Genomic DNA, 17,993 nt, shown 5'->3' with positions numbered 1-17,993 from the left:
TATGAACACGCTGGTTTATGACGGAACGTTTGAGGGGCTCCTTACAGCTGTGTTCGAGATTTACGAACGTAAACTGTATCCTGTAAAGTTATTGAAAGGAGAGTGGCGCAGCGGTGCGTTGTTTGAAGAGATAATTCCTATTGTTACTGACGAGGCGCGCGCCGGCCGGGTATTAAAGGGATTGCGGAAAAAACTTTCAGCTGCCGGTGTGCAGCGCCTTTACATTAGTCACATGGCCGAAATTGCCGGCGAAGACTGCAACGTGCTTGGTTTTATCCGCCATGTTTTTGACAGCGACCAAAATATTGAAGAAGATTACGGGAATAAATATGTGATGCGCCTGTCGGAAATTTTAAAAATGGTGCGGCGCGAAAAACACAGGATGGAAGCTTTTGTTAGGTTTCAAAAACTGAATGATGGTACTTTTTATGCGGCTATCGAACCTGATTTTAACGTATTGCCTTTATTGATTAAGCACTTCAAAAGCCGGTATGCCGATCAAAAATGGATGATCTATGATGTTAAAAGGGCATATGGCTTATATTATGACCTGCATGATACGCAATTCATTGAAATGGATTTTGCCGAATTAAATAAACCAATTAATGTCATTGCCGCTTATAGTGAGGATGAAGGTGTTTATCAAAACCTTTGGAAAGATTATTTTGCCAGTTTATACATTCCTTCGCGCAAAAACACCGGGCTTCATATACGCCATATTCCCAAGCGATATTGGCGGCATTTAACAGAGAAAATTTAGCGTTTTTATTATTTTACGCGTTTTTTCTCTTTCGATAGAAATAGTTTTTCACGTCCTTTGTTGATAATGGACAATGTTAATAACGTAGCTTGTATTTCAGTAAATTACCTTAATTTATACTTGAGATGGACTGAACGTTAATGTTGATAAGTGTTGATTTGTTGTTAATAACCTGTTAATAAAAACAATCAAAAATATTTGCCAAATCACAGTAATGTCCCGATATTGAAATCATCAAGAACGACGTACTTTGACAGCCTTTCAGGAAAACAGAAATTGAATCGGGTGAACCTTCGGGGGAACTAAAGATCAAGGGAAGTCCCTGAGTCACAAGAAAAAATGAAGAAGACGAGAGTCTTTAGAAAAAAGAAAGTGATTAAAGGAGGTACCGGAATTAAGAAGAAGAACTCTACGGAGGGAAACAACAGAAACCGGTGACATTGAAAATAGTCGACCCGCTCGAGAGAGCAACTGACGAAAATCATGTCGGTTACAGATACACAAAACTTGATGCTGTTGGGCAACTACGGTTAAACAACAGTTTGGAAACGGGAGTTCAAATCGCAAGAGATGACTCCCGTTTTCGCTTTTACAGGTTTTTTTGTTTGAGGAGAAATTTTTCTTCAAACCTTAAAATCGTTATTTTAGGCGGATATGAAGGACGGCCGGCGTAACCAGAAGAAAATATTTGTTTTAGATACTTCTGTGATCCTATATGATCACAACGCATTTCAAAACTTTCAGGAGCACGATGTTGCCATACCCATCCAGGTATTGGAGGAGCTCGATAATAAAAAGAACGGTAATGATACCCGTAACTTTGAGGCCCGAAGCTTTATCCGGTTGATGGATGACCTGTCGCACAATGGACTGATCAACGAATGGATCCCGCTTAACGGTAAAACTAAAGGCAGCTTTAAAGTTGCCATGGATACTAAGACTACCGGCCAGGATGCCGAGCAGATTTTTGGTTCGGATAAAACGGATCACCGCATCCTCAACGCGGCCCTCGGTTTACAGGAAGAAAATCCTGGCAAAAAGGTAGTGTTGGTATCAAAAGATATTTGCCTTCGCCTCAAAGCCAAAGCCCTTAACCTGCATGCCGAAGATTATGAAACGGGCAAGATCAAAAATCTGGAGGAACTTTATACTGGTAAAACGGATGTAGATAAGGTGACTGAAAAGCTCATTACAACTCTGAATAAAAATGAAAACGTACCGGCCGAAAATTTAAAGATCACCTCGTACACCAACAACCACTTTTATGTATTAAAGGGTAAAAAGAGTGATACGGTAGGTTTTTACAATTCGCATAGTAAACAGCTTGAAAAAGTTATAGAACAGCCCGTGCTTAATATTTTTCCGCGCAATATGGAGCAGTCCTTTGCAATTCATGCCTTATTACATCCTGATATTAAGCTGGTAACCATACAGGGCAATGCAGGCACCGGTAAAACGTTGCTGGCGTTGGCAAGTGCGCTTGAACAGCGTAAATATTATCGCCAGATTTTTGTTACCCGTCCTATAGTTCCTTTAAGTAATAAAGATATTGGCTTTTTACCTGGCGATATCAAATCAAAGATTGACCCATATATGGCCCCGATATGGGATAATCTTAAATTCATAAAAGATCAGTTTGGTGATGACGAAAAAATGCAGGCCAAAATTGATGAATTGGTTAACAACGATAAAATCTCGATAGCTCCGCTGGCTTTTATTCGCGGGCGTACGCTTAGTAAGATCTTTTTTATTGTTGATGAAGCACAAAACCTAACCCCGCACGAAGTGAAAACTATCATATCCAGGGCCGGTGAAAACAGCAAATTTGTATTTACAGGTGATATTTATCAAATAGATACCCCATATCTCGATGCCGAAAGTAACGGGCTGTCATATTTAATAGATAAAGCCAAAGGGCATCCGCTTTACGCTCACATTACCCTGCAAAAAGGGGAAAGGAGCGAACTGGCCAATCTGGCTACCGAACTATTGTAGAATCCAACGCTTTGTTAAGCGTATAGAGCTTGCCATGGGTAGTTTGAAAATCCGGCGGACCCTGAAGTTGAAATGATAAAATGGCCTGTTAGTCTGAGCCTGTGGAAGACTCGTGCGCAGAGGTCCAACCCACCATGCTTCGGGAGCCTCAGCATGATCCGTTTTTAAAGCCGTTAGGCGACAATGAAATTTATATCAATAACTTCTCAAAAAGACAGCTTGATTTTTCAAACTTCATAAGCCTTTCCTGTGTATCTTTAGGAAATAAACTCCTATCTGCTTATGAAAATATCAAAATACCTGCATTCGTGCCTGCTTTTTGAGCTGGATGGTTACCAGTTATTATTTGATCCGGGGAAGTTTTCTTTTGCCGAGGGTTTAGTTACACCGCAAATGTTTGTTGATGTAAAAACTATTGTGATCACCCATATCCACCCCGATCATTTCGATATAGATATCTTAAAAAGTATTGTAGAGTTAAGCGGCGCGACTGTTGTCACTAATTCGCAGGTAGGCAGGGAATTGGATAAGATCAATTTAAAATATACACTTCTTGAAGAGGGTACCCATCGTGCAGGGCCATTTAAACTCCAGGCATTCCCGGTAAGGCATGAGCTTATCATGGATAACCCACTGCCACAAATGACGGGTTTCCTGATCAATAACAAAGTGCTGCACCCGGTTGATTCGATGGAGGATAAACTGTTGAATTTTAAAGGAGTTGAATTGTTAATTATGGTTACCATGGCGCCATTTGCCAATGAACCAACAATTTCTGCTTTTGCTGATGAGTTACATCCTAAACAGATATTTCCCGTACATGACGGCTATGCAAAAGATTTCTTTATATTTCAGCGTTATGCCGCTTACAAAAAACATTTTGACAAGAAAGGAATCAAGTTTCATGAAATTTATAAAGTAGGCGACGGGATAAGTATTTAGTCGGAAGTCTTGCGCTCCAAGGCTTAACCCGGAGGATTAGAAACCATTATCGTGACGACCTAAGACTTTGAACTTAAGACTTACGACTTTTAAAGCCACCAGTATAAAAAGAAACCCCCGCCGAGAGGCGGGGGTTCTTTGCGGGCTCAGCCTCCTGCTAAGCCGACCCGCGTTAACCTTATCACAATGCTAAGGTGAGGATTAATAATGAAGAAAACATGAACATTAATTGCCGTTAAATTTTCATCTTAGCGAAAAACATACTTTTAGCTAATGCAGAAACCCGACAGCCTCATTTTTGATATGGACGGAACCCTTTGGGATGCCGTTGATACCTACGCCGAATCATGGAACCTGATATTTCAAAAGCTTGATATTCAACGGACTATTAAACGAGATGAACTGCTGCACGTGATCGGTATGGATGGTAAAAAGCTTACCCGGGTAATGCTGCCCGAATTTGATGAGGAAACGGGGATAGAGATCTACAATGCGGTAAACCAGGTAAGGCGCGAAATATTACCAACCAGCGGTGGTATTATGTATAAAGGAGTTACTAAAGGCCTGGAACAATTGGCAGGTAAATACAAATTATTTGTATTAAGTAACTGTGCTGTTGGTATTATTCCGCTGTTTTTAACATGGGCGGGTATCAATGAGGTTATTACAGATAGCATGGCTTATGGTACCAACCAGATGCCTAAAAACCACAACATGCATCTGCTCATGAATAAACACAATTTGCAGAACCCGGTTTACATAGGCGATACCAATGGCGATGCTGAGCAAACACGCCTTGCCGGTATACCCTTTGTGTTTGTTAGCTACGGCTTTGGTAATACCGATGATTATGATAATAAGTTTGACGATTTTGAATCCCTTACCCAATATTATTTGAGTTTGTAAGTTAAATTTAAATGAAAAGCGTATCCCTGCTTGTTTTATTGCTAACTATCCTATGTGGCACAGTATCGGGCCAGCATGCAACTGTTGAGTCGGAACAATGGATTACCGAAGACCTCGGCTACCTTTATTTTAATAGCGGCAAGGTTTATTTTAATTTGGATGGATATAAGAAACACGAAAACAAATACAAAATAGAGCATGATACACTTAAAATAATTGATACGTATACCACCAGTGCAGACAATTTTAAACAACAGCATATTGATGTTTCCAAGTTTATAATCAATTATTTCGATGGCAAGAAATTAACCATTAAAGCTGTTAATGATAACGCTATAAAATTAGCCGGTCGCCCTCCCTTACAGTTTAAAAATTATAAGGCCAGTTTTGATAACGGGATCAAATTTTCAAAACTTCGTTTCCTATCCTCAACCTGTTATGGCAATTGCCCTCAATTACTGATCAATATTTGGGCAGATGGTACTTATAGATTAAAAGGCGGCGAGTTTGCAGATCCTTATAAAGGAGATTATGCGGGGAAGCTCACTAACCAACAACTTGATAGTCTGAACTATTGGCTAAAACGGAGTGAATTAAAAAAGATGTACGATTGGAAACAGGGTAGCCAGGTTACAGATGCGCCTAATTATTACCTGGATATCGATTTTGAAAACAATAAGGACAAACTTACGCTAACTACCAATGATCCACCTTTTAGCCTAACCGGTTTGGTTACCTTCTTAGTGGAGTCTTTTAAAAAAGTAACCCTCACGAAAATCAAAGAAGGAGAGAAGCCGGCAAACTAAACAGGCCATGGTCATGATATAAATGTTTGCTTACCTGCTAAGTTTTTGTAGCTTAGTTAGCAAATAAAATCTCCGATGAAAACAAAAACCAAGGTTATTATCACCCTCATATTACTACTGATTATAGTAGGCTTTTTTTACTATCGTTATTATTTTGTTTTTGGCGAGGGAACCAAGGCCGGTACCATGAACTATTTTGTAAAAAAGGGTTATGTTTTTAAAACCTACGAAGGCCGGTTAATTCAAAGCGGCATCCGCACACAGGTTACCGGGGGCACAATTGGCTCAAATGAATTTATGTTTTCGGTAACAGATGAAAAGGTAGCTAAGCAACTGAGCAGCAATGCTGGTTCATTTTTAGAACTCCACTATAAAGAATACCTGCATACGCTGCCATGGCGGGGAGTAAGCGTTTTTGTGGTTGATAGCGTAGTTTCGGCAAAACCGCTTGCACCTGGTATGTAAATAAAAATATCAAACTACAATCCGGTTAAGCATTAATCAGGTTGTAGTTTAACTGGCCATTTTGTTTGCTGATCTTTACCAAGCCGCGGGCAAACAAATAATCAAGCACTTCAATTGTGTTTTTCTCGTGTGTGAAAGTATTTACCGTTGGTTCATACTCCCTTAACTTCAATGCTATATCAGCAACTGTGGCCTGTTTTAATTGCGAAAGCGTATAAATTACCTTATCCTGTGTGCAGGTAACCTTAGCGTATTGATCAGGCATGCGGCATGCCGAAAAAAATGATTGATTTGAATTGCTCATTTGCTATATAACAAAATTATGGTCAGGCATTAACCGTATCTCTTAACGATTTAATGGTATCATACGCTTTTTTTAAACCTTCCAAATGGTTATTAAGTAGGGTTACAACCTGCTCATCTTCCCATATCAGTTCCTTATCATCAAGTGCGGCCCAATAAGCTTTCTTAGCTATATCCTCGCCGTATTCGCAATCCGAAAGTATCGAGCGACTGTCTTTACTTACAAAAACCGATTTTACATCCATCCAGGCGTGATAAAATTTTCCCGCGAGGGTAGTACCGCCTGCAGGATCTCCTCCTAATACCTGAATGTAATCGCGTATTTCACTAACGTAATTTTTGCTTTGATCAATATATTCATTAAAAAGTAAATTCAATCCGGTTTCATCTGTTGCTTCGGTAGCCTTGTGATATCCGGCTATCCGGTCGTTATTTATCTTGATCAGATCGTTCAGTGCCGAGATCTGATGTTGTACGTGCTGTAAAACTCCCATGGCGTTATTGTTTTGTTTTAATAAATAACGTATCATATGGGTTAATGTTTTTATGTTTTAGTTAGGTGTTGACCAGTGAAATGACCTGTTTAACTGCATGCCATAAAATACAACTGGATGAATCGGCGATAAAACGGCCATCGCGAGGACTTATCCCGGGGAGGCGTAATAGCATTTTAGCATGTCAGTTTTATATTAATTTTAAAGGGATACTTAAGCAACGGGAAGAACCGGCGCCCGGGTGAGACGGCCGCCATAAGGTTCTGTCCGAAGAGGGGTAATTGTTGTTAGTTGATTGATGTTGCTTGTCTATTATTAAGTTTTTTGAACAAAATAGGCCACTTTTTTTAGTAAATCATCCATATCAAAAGGCTTGGCTAAAAAGTCGTCGGCACCGGCCATCATTGCAGAATCACGTATATCGCGACTTGCCGATATCATGATAACAGGTATATCTTTGGTTAGCTCGTCTTGTTTTAGCTTCCTGCAGATATCGCGACCGTCTTCGCCGCTCATCCAGATATCTAACAGTAGCAAGTCGGGGAGTTCGTCTTTCATATCAAGTACTGTTGTACCATCTACGGTTGAAGTTACCTCATAGCCTTCAAATTCAAGCAGCATTTCCACAGCATCTACAATGCCGGGGTCATCATCTGCAATCATGATTTTCTTGTTCTTTGTATCCATTTTAGGCGTAAGGGCTTGGTTAAACCCTCTGAAATTAGCTGTGATAAATTTACCTGATTGTAAACTATCCAACAGATCATTAACTGTTGATATCATCTACAGGTAATGCAAAGCAAAAAGTAGACCCTTTGCCTTCAATGCTGTTTACCCACATTCTGCCGCCTTCGCGCTTAATAATTTCTGATGAGATGTATAATCCCAACCCCAAACCGGGGAAAGTATGCTGCTTATTCCCGCTTACCCGGTAAAATTGCTCAAACACCCGGTTCTTCTTGTCTTCGGGTATGCCGATGCCAAAATCCTGCACACAAACAATCACCTCATTGTTTTCGCGGCGAGTGCTGATGATGATGGTATCGGTATGCGGAGAATATTTGATAGCATTTGTAATAAGGTTGGTAATAACCTGGCTTACCCGATCTTTGTCTGAATAGATACGGCCTGTTGGGGTAAAGTTTTGGATGAGTTTATGTTTTTGGGTAGTGTGCTGCAGGTCTTCAACAGTTTCCTGCAGGGTTTCATTAAAATCGAACCATGTTTTATTGAACTGTAGCCTGCCCGAGTTAATCTTGGTAACATCAAGCAGATCGCCTATGAGGTTGGTAAGACGGTTAATCTGGGCATCCATCCTAAGCACCATTTCGGCTTTTTTTTGTTCGCCTTCTTTGGTAAGCATTGCACCCAATACCTGGGCATATGCTTTTATGCTGGTAACCGGGGTTTTCAATTCATGACTTGCAATACCTAAAAAATCATCTTTTTGACGCTGAAGTTGTTTCTGCTCATCAATATCTGTATTAGTGCCAAACCATTTAATGATCTTACCGTCAATGATAAAGGGTAAGGCCCTTGCCAGGTGCCATTTGTAATTTTGGTCTTTATCCTTTAATCTAAATTCGCATTGGTAAGCATCGCCGCTGTTCACTGCATAGTTCCATGCCTCAACACAAGCATCTCTATCGTCGGGATGAATAGAATTGAGCCAGGATGCTGCCATTTCATTTGCCTGGGCACCGAAATAATCTACAGCACGTTGGTTAACGTAGTCGATCTTACCATCCGTGCGGGCCGTCCAAAGTTGCACCGGCATAAAATCAGTAACAAACTCAAACTGCCTGATCTGGTTATTCAGTTCCCTGTTACGTAATTTTACTTCGCTTTCGGCAAGTGTTTTATCGGTAACATCGGTACAGGCACCTATGTACCCGGTAAATTCCCCGTGCTCATTGTATTGCGGATTGCCGGTGGCTATACACCATCTTATTTCACCATCCCGGCGTGTGATCCTAAAATCAACTTCATAGAACCGACGGGCATTTAAATCGGCTAAGAACTTTTCAGCAGCCCTGGTTCTGTCTTCTTCTAAAAGCGCGTTGATCCACCCTGCGCCCATATTATCCTCATATTTAATGCCGGTCCAATCAACCCAGGTTTGATTTACGTAAGTGATATTACCTTCAGCATCGGCCATCCAAAGTACTGTTGGCGACGCATTTGTGATGCTTTTAAGTAATTGCTCGCTATCAGTAAGGGCTTTTTTATCAGCAATTTCCCTTCGCATATCCCTGGCAATTGAAGCCCGGCCCTGCGGCAAGCCGGTTACAGCGTCATAAACCAGCATGGTGGTGCCATACACAGGTATGGCTTCGCCGGTTTGGAAATGACGGTAAAGTACTTCACCGCTCCATTTACCATGTTTCATTAAAATTGGATTTACTTTGTCCCTCAGCTTATCAAGCTCATCAGGCATTAAATATTCGCTGTTATGCCTCCTGTGCTCATTAGTGCCTTTGATACCCAACATTTTTCGCCCGGCGGTATTTACATAGGTTACATTACCATCAAGGTTGGATAGGCTTACAAAATCTGAGCTATGGTTAATAAGCGATAATAATTTATACTGTTCATTTCGTGCCGCTTTTTCGGGGCGCAGATCGCGGGCCACGGATGCCATACCAATAGGCAGGCCATTTAATGGATCATCAATTCTGAAACAGTTAACGTAAACCGGAATATTTTCTCCCGTTTTAAAATGCCGGTAGTGCATTTCACCTTCCCACTTACCATGCTGCTGTACAGCGGGGTTTATCTCATTATTTACTTTGTCTGCTTCATGATCTGCAAAATATTCAACGCCGGGTTTTAAAGCCTCTTTTGTACTCCCGATGCCCAATATAGTGTAAGCTGTTTTATTGATATAGGTTACAGAACCATCCATGCTACCTACTGCAACTACGTCGGCTGTTTTATCGATCAGCGCAATCAGTTTTTGTTGCTCCTGTTTATCTAATATTTCACGGGTTATATCCTGTACGGTACCTGCAAAGCGGATAGGCTCATGATTATCGTTAAAATACGCTTTACCTTTCAGATGGATCCAATATTTCAAGTGTCCCGTGTCATCAACAGTGCGGACGATCATATCATAATTACCATTGCCTACAGGATCATAAGCCTGCATTACTGCTGTTCGCAATCGTTGCTCATCTTCCGGGTGGACAAATTTCAACAGATCATGATACTTTATCTCATCATCTTTTCGAAAACCGCAAAGCTCTTTACAGCGGTCGTCCCATGTTGCGGTTTGTAATCTGGGGTTTAAATCCCAGGTACCCAGTTCGGCAGCTTGCAGGGCAAATTGAGCACGCTGTTCACTTTCGGCCAGCTTTTTACGGGTGTTAACCAGCTCGGTAACATCTGTAGCTGTATTCAGCACACCCCAAACTTCACCATCATTGTTCCGTAATGGTTTAAAAATAAAGTTGAAGTAAAATTCTTCAAGTTTATCGTCAACCATAAGATCAACTTTTTGCTCGTTCCACTCATAAGCCGTACCGTTATCGTATACATTTGATAATATTGCATGAAAGCCCGGCTCTTCGAATTCGGGGAGCAGGTCAAAGTAATTATGCCCAATAACATCATCGCCCTTCCCCCATATATCTATCATGGCTTTATTGGCAATCCTGATCTCCATTGTTTTGCCAATATATAATGCTACCGGGGTAGGAGATTCCCTGATCAGCATACGGAAAATATCTTCGCTTAATTGTTGATGAAGGCCGGCGTCGTTATTCATTATATAAATAATATTTATAAATATAGGCTATAATAATTAAGATCAAAATCTCAATTCATACATCATAATTTTCAATTAATGAGTATGCCGTTATATAGCAGTTATTGATAAAAACGGGTTATAGAAGCGTATACCTTGTTTTTTAAACGGTATACCTGTATAAATGTTTAAATCTGTTTTTAGAGAATTTGATAATATGAGGTTTCAAACGTTTGTATAATCGGGAGATTTATTTGTATTATCAGTACGGTAAGTTCACCACGTTTTTTGATTTTTTTAATTCACAAAATCAATTATGCCAAAACAATTTTATAAGTATCACTATTACCATACCAATAAAACAAAATCCTGTATACTTGATGGTTGTGGTATGCGGGTAGTTTAAACAGATTGGATTTGTTATGACCAAATTGCATAAAAAACAGCAGCTTATAACGTTTGCGCAATTGCCCAAAACTCCTACCGGTATTACCGGTTTAGATGAAATAACAGGCGGCGGTTTACCCGAGGGAAGGCCAACGCTGATATGTGGTGAAGCGGGTTGTGGTAAAACACTTATGTCGCTTGAGTTTATCGTAAGGGGAGCTACCGAGTTTAATGAGCCCGGTGTTTTTATGGCTTTTGAAGAAAAGGCAGATGAACTGGCTTCGAACGTAGCATCGCTTGGCTTTGATTTATATAAACTCCAGGATGATAAAAAATTAAGGCTTGATCATGTGCATATAGACCGAAGCGAGATTGAGGAGACCGGCGAATATGATTTGGAAGGTTTGTTTATCCGCTTAGGCTTTGCTATTGACAGCATCGGGGCAAAAAGAGTAGTACTGGATACCCTGGAAAATCTTTTTTCGGGTTTATCAAACCAAATTATATTGAGGGCCGAGCTTAGAAGGCTTTTTACTTTTTTAAAGGAAAAAGGTGTAACTGCTATTATAACCGGCGAAAAAGGTGACGGCTCGTCATTGACACGGCAGGGGCTTGAAGAATATGTTTCAGATTGTGTGATCCTGCTTGATCACAGGGTTGTAAATCAGATCTCAACCCGTCGTTTGCGCGTGGTAAAATATCGTGGTACACAGCATGGTACCAACGAATATCCATTTTTAATTGATGAAGATGGCATTTCCGTGCTTCCGGTAACATCTTTAGGTCTCGAAAAAGAAGTATCATCAAAAAGAATTTCATCGGGGATACCTTCTCTTGACAGCATGTTTGGAGGCAAGGGTTTTTTTCAGGGCAGCAGTATCCTGGTTTCGGGCACGGCCGGCACCGGCAAAACAAGTATTGCGGCCTGCTTTGCCAATGAGGTTTGCAATAACAAAAAGAAGTGCCTTTATTTTGCGTTCGAGGAATCGCCCAAACAGATCCTTCGCAATATGAAATCAATCAATCTCGACCTGCAAAAACACATTGACAATGGCTTGCTTGAATTTCATGCCTCGCGTCCTACGCTTTACGGTCTTGAAATGCACCTCGTTGCTATTTATAAAATTATTAAAAGATTTAAACCCGCGGCGGTGATCCTCGACCCGATTACAAACCTCATTACGGTGGGTTCGGTAAGTGAAGTAAAATCGATGCTGATAAGGCTGATAGATTTTTTACAGGATGAGCAGATCACGGTTATGTTTACCGCCCTTGGTTTAAATACGGTGGTAAGTGAACAAACCGATGAAGGCGTATCATCATTAGTTGATACCTGGCTGCTTGTAAGGGATATCGAATCGAACGGTGAACGTAACAGGGGGTTATATATTATGAAATCGCGTGGGATGAGCCACTCAAACCAGGTACGCGAGTTTACTATTACCGACGAGGGGTTAAGCCTGGTTGATGTTTATCTTGGCCCCGATGGAGTGCTTACAGGATCGGCAAGGGAAGCACAAAAATTAAAAGAAAAAACTGGCGTAGCGCTGAGGGAGTTTGCTATATCCCGTAAAGACAAAGAGATATTGCGCCGGCGTATGATGCTTGAATCAAAAATTGCAAGCTTGCAGGCCGAATTTGAATCGACAGAGGAGGAATTAAACAAAATATACCTGGAAGAAGAGTTGAAACAGGATATTATGGAAAGAAACCGGCAAGAGATAACCGACATTCGACGAGGAAATGCGGATACGCTTAAAAGTAAATCAAAAAGTAAAAAATAATGGAACTGGATGAAGGTATAAAATATGAGTTAAGGCTGTATATAGCGGGCAAAACTGCTAAATCAGTTACCGCGCTCACCAACCTTAAAAAATATTGTGAAGAACATTTGAAAGGTCAGTATGTTATTGAAGTAATTGACTTGCTGCAGCAGCCTCAACTGGCCGAAGGGGATCAAATATTTGCAATCCCCACGCTGGTAAGAAAAGTACCTGAACCGATTCGCAAAATAATAGGCGACTTGAGCAATGAGGAAAAAGTTTTGGTTGGATTGAATATAATACCAGTAAGTAAATAGTTAGATGACCGAGCAAAACCAGTTGCCTTTAGATCAGGGAGAAAGTCAATTTTTCCGATTGCGTTTATTTGTAATTGGGGCATCGCCCAATTCTGTCAGGGCAATAGCCAACTTGAAAATTATTTGTGAGCAATACCTTAAGCCTAATTACGAGCTCGAGATAATTGATGTCTATCAGCAACCGCTCATTGCCCGGGAAGAACAGATCATAGCATTGCCTTTACTTATTAAAAAATCTCCCGGCATCGAACGCAAGCTTATCGGAGATATGTCAAACACCGACAAAGTTTTAAAAGGGCTGGGAATACTTACAGAAAGCTAATTATGGAGCCGGACAAACTTACATATGAGCAGTTGCTTGCGGAAAACAATAAGCTTCGATATCAATTAGAAGAAGCTACCGACGCCATTTCTGCTATTCGTAATGGTCAGGTTGATGCCTTTATAGTTAAAGATGATGAAGGCCACCAGCTTTATACGTTGAAAACGGCCGATCAAACCTACCGCGTTTTTATTGAAAAAATGAATGAAGGGGCGGTTACGTTGAATCGCGAGGGCGTTATATTATATAGCAATTCGAGCTTCGCGGCTATGGTTAATGAACCGTTGGAAAAAGTGATCGGGCTAAACTTTAACACTTTTGTTGCCGAAGTTTCGGTGGACAAGTATGCGCAGATAATCAGGGAGGGCTGGAATGCCGATTGCAAGGGCGAGGTTTTGTTATCAAATCGGGATGGTAAGCTGACGCCCTGTTTATTATCATGTACCACACTTGACCTTGATGAAGGAACGGCATTGAGTTTGATCCTGACCGATTTGACCGCCCAAAAGGAAACAGAATGGGAACTGAAAATTAAAAATGATCAACTGGAAGAAGCCCAGAACATTGCCGAAAGGTTGAATAATGACCTGGAAGATACTGTAAGGGAGCGTACCAATGATTTGCTTGTAAGCCGGGAGCATTTTAAGTTGCTGGCTAATAACATTACTCAAATGACCTGGACAAATTTGCCTGGCGGCGAAGTCGATTTCTATAATCAGCGCTGGTTTGATTATACGGGCAGGCGATATGGTGAAACAGCAGGCTGGGGCTGGCAACAGATCGTACACCCAGATGATTTGCAAAAAACAATGCGTGCTTACCTGGACTCTTTGCAAAGCGGGAGTGTTTTTGAACTGGAAAACAGGTACCTCCGCTGGGATAATACTTATCGTTGGCACCTCAACCGCGCAGTGCCGTTAAGAGATGATAACGGGGAGATTCTTTTTTGGGTAGGTACCGCGACCGACATTGAGGAACAGAAAAAGCAGCTTGATTTGAAGGATGAGTTCATCGGTGTGGCCAGCCATGAACTTAAAACCCCTTTAACCAGCCTGAAAGGCTATTTACAACTTATTTCGGCTTATAAAAAAGAGGAAGTACCATCAATAGTAAAACAATATATTGAAAAGGCCGGCACTGCTTTAAATAAGCTTCAGCGTTTGGTTAACGATTTGCTTGATGTAAGCAAAATTCATGCGGGAGGGCTTGAGTATGCCATGGCGAAAGTAAATCTTCGTGACCTCGTAGCGTCAACTTTAGAAAATGCTATCCACCTGTACCCTGAATTTAATTTTATCAATAAATCGGAAAATGATTTTTTTATAGACGGAAATGCCGGGCGCCTGGAACAGGTACTCGTAAATTTCATTAACAACTCTGTAAAATATTCAACCGACAATAAAAATATCATTATTGAAACCAGGAATATAAACGGAAAGGTACGTGTATCAGTAACAGACTTTGGCATAGGATTGTCGGCCGCACAGATCGAGCATATTTTTGAGCGGTTTTATCGTGTCGAGGATAAAAAATTTATGACGAGCGGCCTTGGTATGGGACTTTATATCTCGGCTGAGATCATTAATAATCATAACGGTGATATAGGGGTTGAAAGCGAGCTTGGTGAAGGCGCTACTTTTTATTTTGAGCTGCCTTTGCTTGAAAAGTAAGCGATTGTTTATTTAGGCGCAAAATTGCAGTTGACATAAATACTTCTGATATTGGCTGGAAAACCACCTGATATAAAACATAAAATATGTCTGCCGAAAACGGAAATGTATCCATTACAAATGAGCCTGATGGTGTAACTACGATTAGTTTTTATCATCCGGCACAAAACTCCCTGCCTTCGGCGCTATTAAAACAACTTGCCGATGCGGTATTCAGTGCCGGTAATAACCCGGAGACAAAAGTCATTGTTTTAAAGAGCGCGGGAGACCGTACTTTTTGCGCGGGTGCAAGCTTTGACGAGCTGTTGCAAATTAGGGATAAGGAAACCGGCGCATTATTTTTTGAAGGGTTTTCAAACGTGATCAGCGCCTGCCGCAAATGCCCTAAAATAATAATTGCGAGAGTGCAGGGTAAAGCAGTTGGAGGAGGGGTTGGCCTTGCCGCCGCTGCCGATTATTGCCTGGCCAGCCAGGCGGCATCAATAAAGTTAAGTGAGCTTACTATAGGTATTGGCCCCTTTGTAATAGCCCCGGCTGTGATTCGTAAAATAGGGTTATCAGCATTTTCCCAGCTCACTATCAAGGCTTCAGATTTTCAAACTGCCCAATGGGCAAAACAAAATGGCTTGTATAACGAAGTTTATGAAGATACTCCAACCCTTGATGCGGCTGTATATGAACTTACTCAAAAAATAGCTTTATATAACCCGGCAGCACTCGGCGGTTTAAAACAGGTGCTTTGGGAAGGCACTGCCGATTGGGATGATTTGCTTAAACAACGCGCGGCTATAAGCGGAGAACTGGTTTTATCAGAGTTTACACAACAGGCATTACATTCTTTTTTTAAGGATAGATCAAAGTAACATTTCAGTAATGATTTCCTGTATTTTTACACAATACGCCTGATACTTGTCATTTTTAGCAGGTTTTAAGATTGCACATCTAAATAGTATTGGTTACTCTATAGGGCCGTTTTATATTGGCATAGTTGCTTATTATAAAAAAAAACCTCCGGCAACCCGGAGGCTTTATCGTTTTACCAGTGCCGGTAGTAACGATGAACATGATAGTGCCTGTGATAGTATACTGGCGCGTCATAATATCTTGCTGCGTAATAGCGCGGACGACCATAATAAACAGGACGGTCATAATAAACGTCCCTGCCATAGTAAACAGGTGTTCCGTAATATCCGCGTGTGTAAACTACCCTATGATAAGGACGGCCAAAATGTGCGCTTATACTTATGCTTTGAGCTTTTGCAAATTGAAATGAAAACATCATTACAAAAGCTATTATTGAAAATCGGATAAATTTCATGGTCGTAAATTTTAGTTAATACCTGAATTGTAATACACAATTATGACTGGCGATGGATAAGTTGGTTTAATTAAAATTTTATATTTTTAGACATGTATTACTTTGTTTTTTCTGCGATAGTTGTCATTATCATAATTGGATTGCTTTATATTAAGTCGTATTATGATAAATTACGCTGGGCAAAAAAGCGGCTGATAAAAATTCAGGGGAAATGGGGCAAGCCGGTTAACGCCCGCCGAAACTTTGACCTAATAAAGGTTTACCTGGATTCGGCAGATAGTAAAAACAAGCTTTCGGCTCAAACCGCTGACGATCTTGACCTGATAAGTGTTTTCAATTATCTCGACAGAACAAACAGTAAGCCTGGCAAACAATACCTGTTTAATTTATTACATTGCCCTACAACCGAGCTTGATGTTTTGCATGACCTCGACAATGATATTGAGGATCTTAACATGGATATACCCGGCCGCGAATTGCTTGAAGTGGAATTGTCAAAGCTTAACCACCCCGATGCTTATTTTATAGCCGATCTTTTTCTCAGGGCACACGAACCGGTATTTGCATCGGTAATTAATTTTTATATAAAGGTTTCACCTTTTCTGATCCTGGCTGCGTTATTATCGCTGATTGTTATTCCTAATATTTTCAGCTTTATCTTTTTGCTATTGTTGTTTGCGTATAACATTGTTATTTACTTCAGCAACCGCAAGGCCATTTCAGGGTATACCAAATCGTTACCGCAATTGCTGGTTATGTATAAAGTTGCAGTGGCATTAGTTAAAAGCGGAAAATTTGGTCGGGTACCCGAGGTAAAGCGTTCCCTTACCAGCCTAAGAGGTTTAAAACGAGCGCTTAAGTTTGTAAATATAGAAAGCGGCTTCGTGAATGGTAAAAGTGATATTGCTTACGCAGCCTTCCATTTGTTTAAACTGCTTTTTGTGATTGAGCTTAATACTTATACATCATCATTAAAACAAGTCAGTAAATACCGTGAAGACATTAAAGAAGTGTATAAATTTATTGGCCGGGCCGATACGCTGATAGCCATACAATCAATACGTGACGGTATGCCTTTTTATTCAAAACCCGCGTTTACTGGTGTTGATGGCAAAATAGAGATTACCGAACTATTTCACCCATTAGTAGCTAACTGTGTAACCAACTCCCTTTATACAACTGATGCAGACAGGGGGGCATTGATCACAGGGTCAAACATGTCTGGCAAAACTACATTTATTAAAGCGCTGGCATTAAATACGCTGCTATCGCAAACTATATTTACAAGTTGTGCAAAGGCCTACAAGGCTCCTTTTCTCAAAATACAAACCAGCATCAAAACCAGCGATAACATTGATGAACACAAGAGTTATTTTCAGGCACAGGCCTTAGCTATTTTAAATATCATTGATAACAGTTCTCAGAAAGAAGATATGAAAAGCCTGGTGATCATCGATGAGATTTTCAGGGGTACCAATACCATCGAACGTATAGCCGCAGCAAAGTCTGTGCTTTCGTACATTACCGCTAATCAAAATTTTGTTTTTGTATCAACCCATGACCTTGAGCTGGCCGAACTGCTGGACGAAGATTTTGTTGTATATTCCTTTTCAGAATCAAAAAACGGGCGCGTGCTGGTATTTGACTATATCCTGAAGCAGGGCCTCCTTAAAAACACTAACGGAATCGCCATACTCAAATCCATGGGATATCCAGAACCTGTTATCGATGAAGCCAATATTGTAAGCGAGCGAATGATGAATAAATATTTGGTTTAAGCATTCCTGAAAAGAAAGCTTT

17 protein-coding genes are annotated in these 17,993 nt (G+C 40.7%); 12 read left to right on the top strand and 5 right to left on the bottom strand.

Annotated elements, in window-relative coordinates; genetic code table 11:
* Position 1: 1 nt before the first annotated feature.
* From MusilaSJ_RS04500 to MusilaSJ_RS04475, 6 genes are all read left to right on the top strand, one after another.
* Entirely contained in the window at positions 2-760 is a 759-nt protein-coding gene (locus MusilaSJ_RS04500) for a TIGR03915 family putative DNA repair protein (protein WP_274988869.1), read from the top strand.
* A 654-nt stretch (positions 761-1,414) separates the two neighbouring features.
* Positions 1,415-2,755, top strand: a complete 1,341-nt coding sequence (locus MusilaSJ_RS04495) for a PhoH family protein (protein ID WP_274988868.1) — start codon at positions 1,415-1,417, stop codon at positions 2,753-2,755.
* A 282-nt stretch (positions 2,756-3,037) separates the two neighbouring features.
* Positions 3,038-3,697, top strand: coding sequence for an MBL fold metallo-hydrolase (locus tag MusilaSJ_RS04490; RefSeq protein WP_274988867.1), 660 nt, complete (start codon positions 3,038-3,040; stop codon positions 3,695-3,697).
* A gap of 273 nt (positions 3,698-3,970) precedes the next feature.
* Entirely contained in the window at positions 3,971-4,603 is a 633-nt protein-coding gene (locus MusilaSJ_RS04485) for an HAD family hydrolase (protein WP_274988866.1), read from the top strand.
* A gap of 11 nt (positions 4,604-4,614) precedes the next feature.
* The gene (locus tag MusilaSJ_RS04480) at positions 4,615-5,409 is read left to right on the top strand and encodes a DUF6438 domain-containing protein (RefSeq protein WP_274988865.1); all 795 of its coding nucleotides are present in this window, start codon (positions 4,615-4,617) and stop codon (positions 5,407-5,409) included.
* Positions 5,410-5,484: 75 nt separating this feature from the next.
* Positions 5,485-5,874, top strand: coding sequence for a hypothetical protein (locus tag MusilaSJ_RS04475; RefSeq protein WP_274988864.1), 390 nt, complete (start codon positions 5,485-5,487; stop codon positions 5,872-5,874).
* Between the two features lie 25 nt (positions 5,875-5,899).
* Here the strand turns inward: MusilaSJ_RS04475 and MusilaSJ_RS04470 are convergent, their stop codons facing one another.
* The 4 genes from MusilaSJ_RS04470 to MusilaSJ_RS04455 form a co-directional block, all read right to left on the bottom strand.
* The gene (locus MusilaSJ_RS04470) at positions 5,900-6,178 is read right to left on the bottom strand and encodes a hypothetical protein (RefSeq protein WP_274988863.1); all 279 of its coding nucleotides are present in this window, start codon (positions 6,176-6,178) and stop codon (positions 5,900-5,902) included.
* A gap of 22 nt (positions 6,179-6,200) precedes the next feature.
* Entirely contained in the window at positions 6,201-6,707 is a 507-nt protein-coding gene (locus tag MusilaSJ_RS04465) for a ferritin-like domain-containing protein (RefSeq protein WP_274988862.1), read from the bottom strand.
* 279 nt (positions 6,708-6,986) lie between these two features.
* Entirely contained in the window at positions 6,987-7,454 is a 468-nt protein-coding gene (locus MusilaSJ_RS04460) for a response regulator (RefSeq protein WP_342457021.1), read from the bottom strand.
* Positions 7,438-10,437 carry a PAS domain S-box protein gene (locus MusilaSJ_RS04455; protein ID WP_274988861.1) on the bottom strand — a complete coding sequence of 1,000 codons (3,000 nt, stop codon included), beginning with the start codon at positions 10,435-10,437 and terminating at the stop codon, positions 7,438-7,440. The genes MusilaSJ_RS04460 and MusilaSJ_RS04455 overlap by 17 nt, the downstream gene beginning before the upstream one ends.
* A gap of 401 nt (positions 10,438-10,838) precedes the next feature.
* Here MusilaSJ_RS04455 and kaiC point away from each other — a divergent pair, with 401 nt between their 5' ends.
* From kaiC to MusilaSJ_RS04430, 5 genes are all read left to right on the top strand, one after another.
* The gene (kaiC, locus tag MusilaSJ_RS04450; RefSeq protein ID WP_274988860.1) at positions 10,839-12,587 is read left to right on the top strand and encodes a circadian clock protein KaiC; all 1,749 of its coding nucleotides are present in this window, start codon (positions 10,839-10,841) and stop codon (positions 12,585-12,587) included.
* Positions 12,587-12,883 carry a circadian clock KaiB family protein gene (locus tag MusilaSJ_RS04445; RefSeq protein ID WP_274988859.1) on the top strand — a complete coding sequence of 99 codons (297 nt, stop codon included), beginning with the start codon at positions 12,587-12,589 and terminating at the stop codon, positions 12,881-12,883. Before kaiC ends, MusilaSJ_RS04445 begins: the two co-directional genes overlap by 1 nt.
* 4 nt (positions 12,884-12,887) lie before the next feature.
* Complete coding sequence (locus MusilaSJ_RS04440; protein ID WP_274988858.1) at positions 12,888-13,205, top strand: circadian clock KaiB family protein; 318 nt, start codon at positions 12,888-12,890, stop codon at positions 13,203-13,205.
* 2 nt (positions 13,206-13,207) lie between these two features.
* Positions 13,208-14,875 (top strand): PAS domain-containing sensor histidine kinase, encoded by a 1,668-nt coding sequence (locus MusilaSJ_RS04435; RefSeq protein ID WP_274988857.1) that lies wholly within the window; start codon positions 13,208-13,210, stop codon positions 14,873-14,875.
* 86 nt (positions 14,876-14,961) lie between these two features.
* Complete coding sequence (locus MusilaSJ_RS04430) at positions 14,962-15,738, top strand: enoyl-CoA hydratase/isomerase family protein (RefSeq protein ID WP_274988856.1); 777 nt, start codon at positions 14,962-14,964, stop codon at positions 15,736-15,738.
* A 173-nt stretch (positions 15,739-15,911) separates the two neighbouring features.
* Here the strand turns inward: MusilaSJ_RS04430 and MusilaSJ_RS04425 are convergent, their stop codons facing one another.
* Entirely contained in the window at positions 15,912-16,193 is a 282-nt protein-coding gene (locus tag MusilaSJ_RS04425; protein WP_274988855.1) for a hypothetical protein, read from the bottom strand.
* Between the two features lie 92 nt (positions 16,194-16,285).
* On the opposite strand from MusilaSJ_RS04425, the gene MusilaSJ_RS04420 reads away from it, so the two are divergent.
* Positions 16,286-17,971: a MutS-related protein gene (locus tag MusilaSJ_RS04420; protein WP_274988854.1), complete on the top strand. Its 1,686-nt coding sequence runs from the start codon at positions 16,286-16,288 to the stop codon at positions 17,969-17,971.
* The last annotated feature ends 22 nt before the right edge of the window (positions 17,972-17,993 follow it).

The sequence above is a fragment of the Mucilaginibacter sp. SJ genome (assembly GCF_028993635.1).
Lineage (GTDB): Bacteria > Bacteroidota > Bacteroidia > Sphingobacteriales > Sphingobacteriaceae > Mucilaginibacter.
This window is presented reverse-complemented; position numbering and strand designations above follow the sequence as displayed.

Coding starts and splice junctions, on each gene's coding strand:
- MusilaSJ_RS04500 (WP_274988869.1), top strand. CDS start 2: ATGAACACGCTGGTTTATGACGGAACGTTTGAGGGGCTCCTTACAGCT.
- MusilaSJ_RS04495 (WP_274988868.1), top strand. CDS start 1,415: ATGAAGGACGGCCGGCGTAACCAGAAGAAAATATTTGTTTTAGATACT.
- MusilaSJ_RS04490 (WP_274988867.1), top strand. CDS start 3,038: ATGAAAATATCAAAATACCTGCATTCGTGCCTGCTTTTTGAGCTGGAT.
- MusilaSJ_RS04485 (WP_274988866.1), top strand. CDS start 3,971: ATGCAGAAACCCGACAGCCTCATTTTTGATATGGACGGAACCCTTTGG.
- MusilaSJ_RS04480 (WP_274988865.1), top strand. CDS start 4,615: ATGAAAAGCGTATCCCTGCTTGTTTTATTGCTAACTATCCTATGTGGC.
- MusilaSJ_RS04475 (WP_274988864.1), top strand. CDS start 5,485: ATGAAAACAAAAACCAAGGTTATTATCACCCTCATATTACTACTGATT.
- MusilaSJ_RS04470 (WP_274988863.1), bottom strand. CDS start 6,178: ATGAGCAATTCAAATCAATCATTTTTTTCGGCATGCCGCATGCCTGAT.
- MusilaSJ_RS04465 (WP_274988862.1), bottom strand. CDS start 6,707: ATGATACGTTATTTATTAAAACAAAACAATAACGCCATGGGAGTTTTA.
- MusilaSJ_RS04460 (WP_342457021.1), bottom strand. CDS start 7,454: ATGATATCAACAGTTAATGATCTGTTGGATAGTTTACAATCAGGTAAA.
- MusilaSJ_RS04455 (WP_274988861.1), bottom strand. CDS start 10,437: ATGAATAACGACGCCGGCCTTCATCAACAATTAAGCGAAGATATTTTC.
- kaiC (WP_274988860.1), top strand. CDS start 10,839: ATGACCAAATTGCATAAAAAACAGCAGCTTATAACGTTTGCGCAATTG.
- MusilaSJ_RS04445 (WP_274988859.1), top strand. CDS start 12,587: ATGGAACTGGATGAAGGTATAAAATATGAGTTAAGGCTGTATATAGCG.
- MusilaSJ_RS04440 (WP_274988858.1), top strand. CDS start 12,888: ATGACCGAGCAAAACCAGTTGCCTTTAGATCAGGGAGAAAGTCAATTT.
- MusilaSJ_RS04435 (WP_274988857.1), top strand. CDS start 13,208: ATGGAGCCGGACAAACTTACATATGAGCAGTTGCTTGCGGAAAACAAT.
- MusilaSJ_RS04430 (WP_274988856.1), top strand. CDS start 14,962: ATGTCTGCCGAAAACGGAAATGTATCCATTACAAATGAGCCTGATGGT.
- MusilaSJ_RS04425 (WP_274988855.1), bottom strand. CDS start 16,193: ATGAAATTTATCCGATTTTCAATAATAGCTTTTGTAATGATGTTTTCA.
- MusilaSJ_RS04420 (WP_274988854.1), top strand. CDS start 16,286: ATGTATTACTTTGTTTTTTCTGCGATAGTTGTCATTATCATAATTGGA.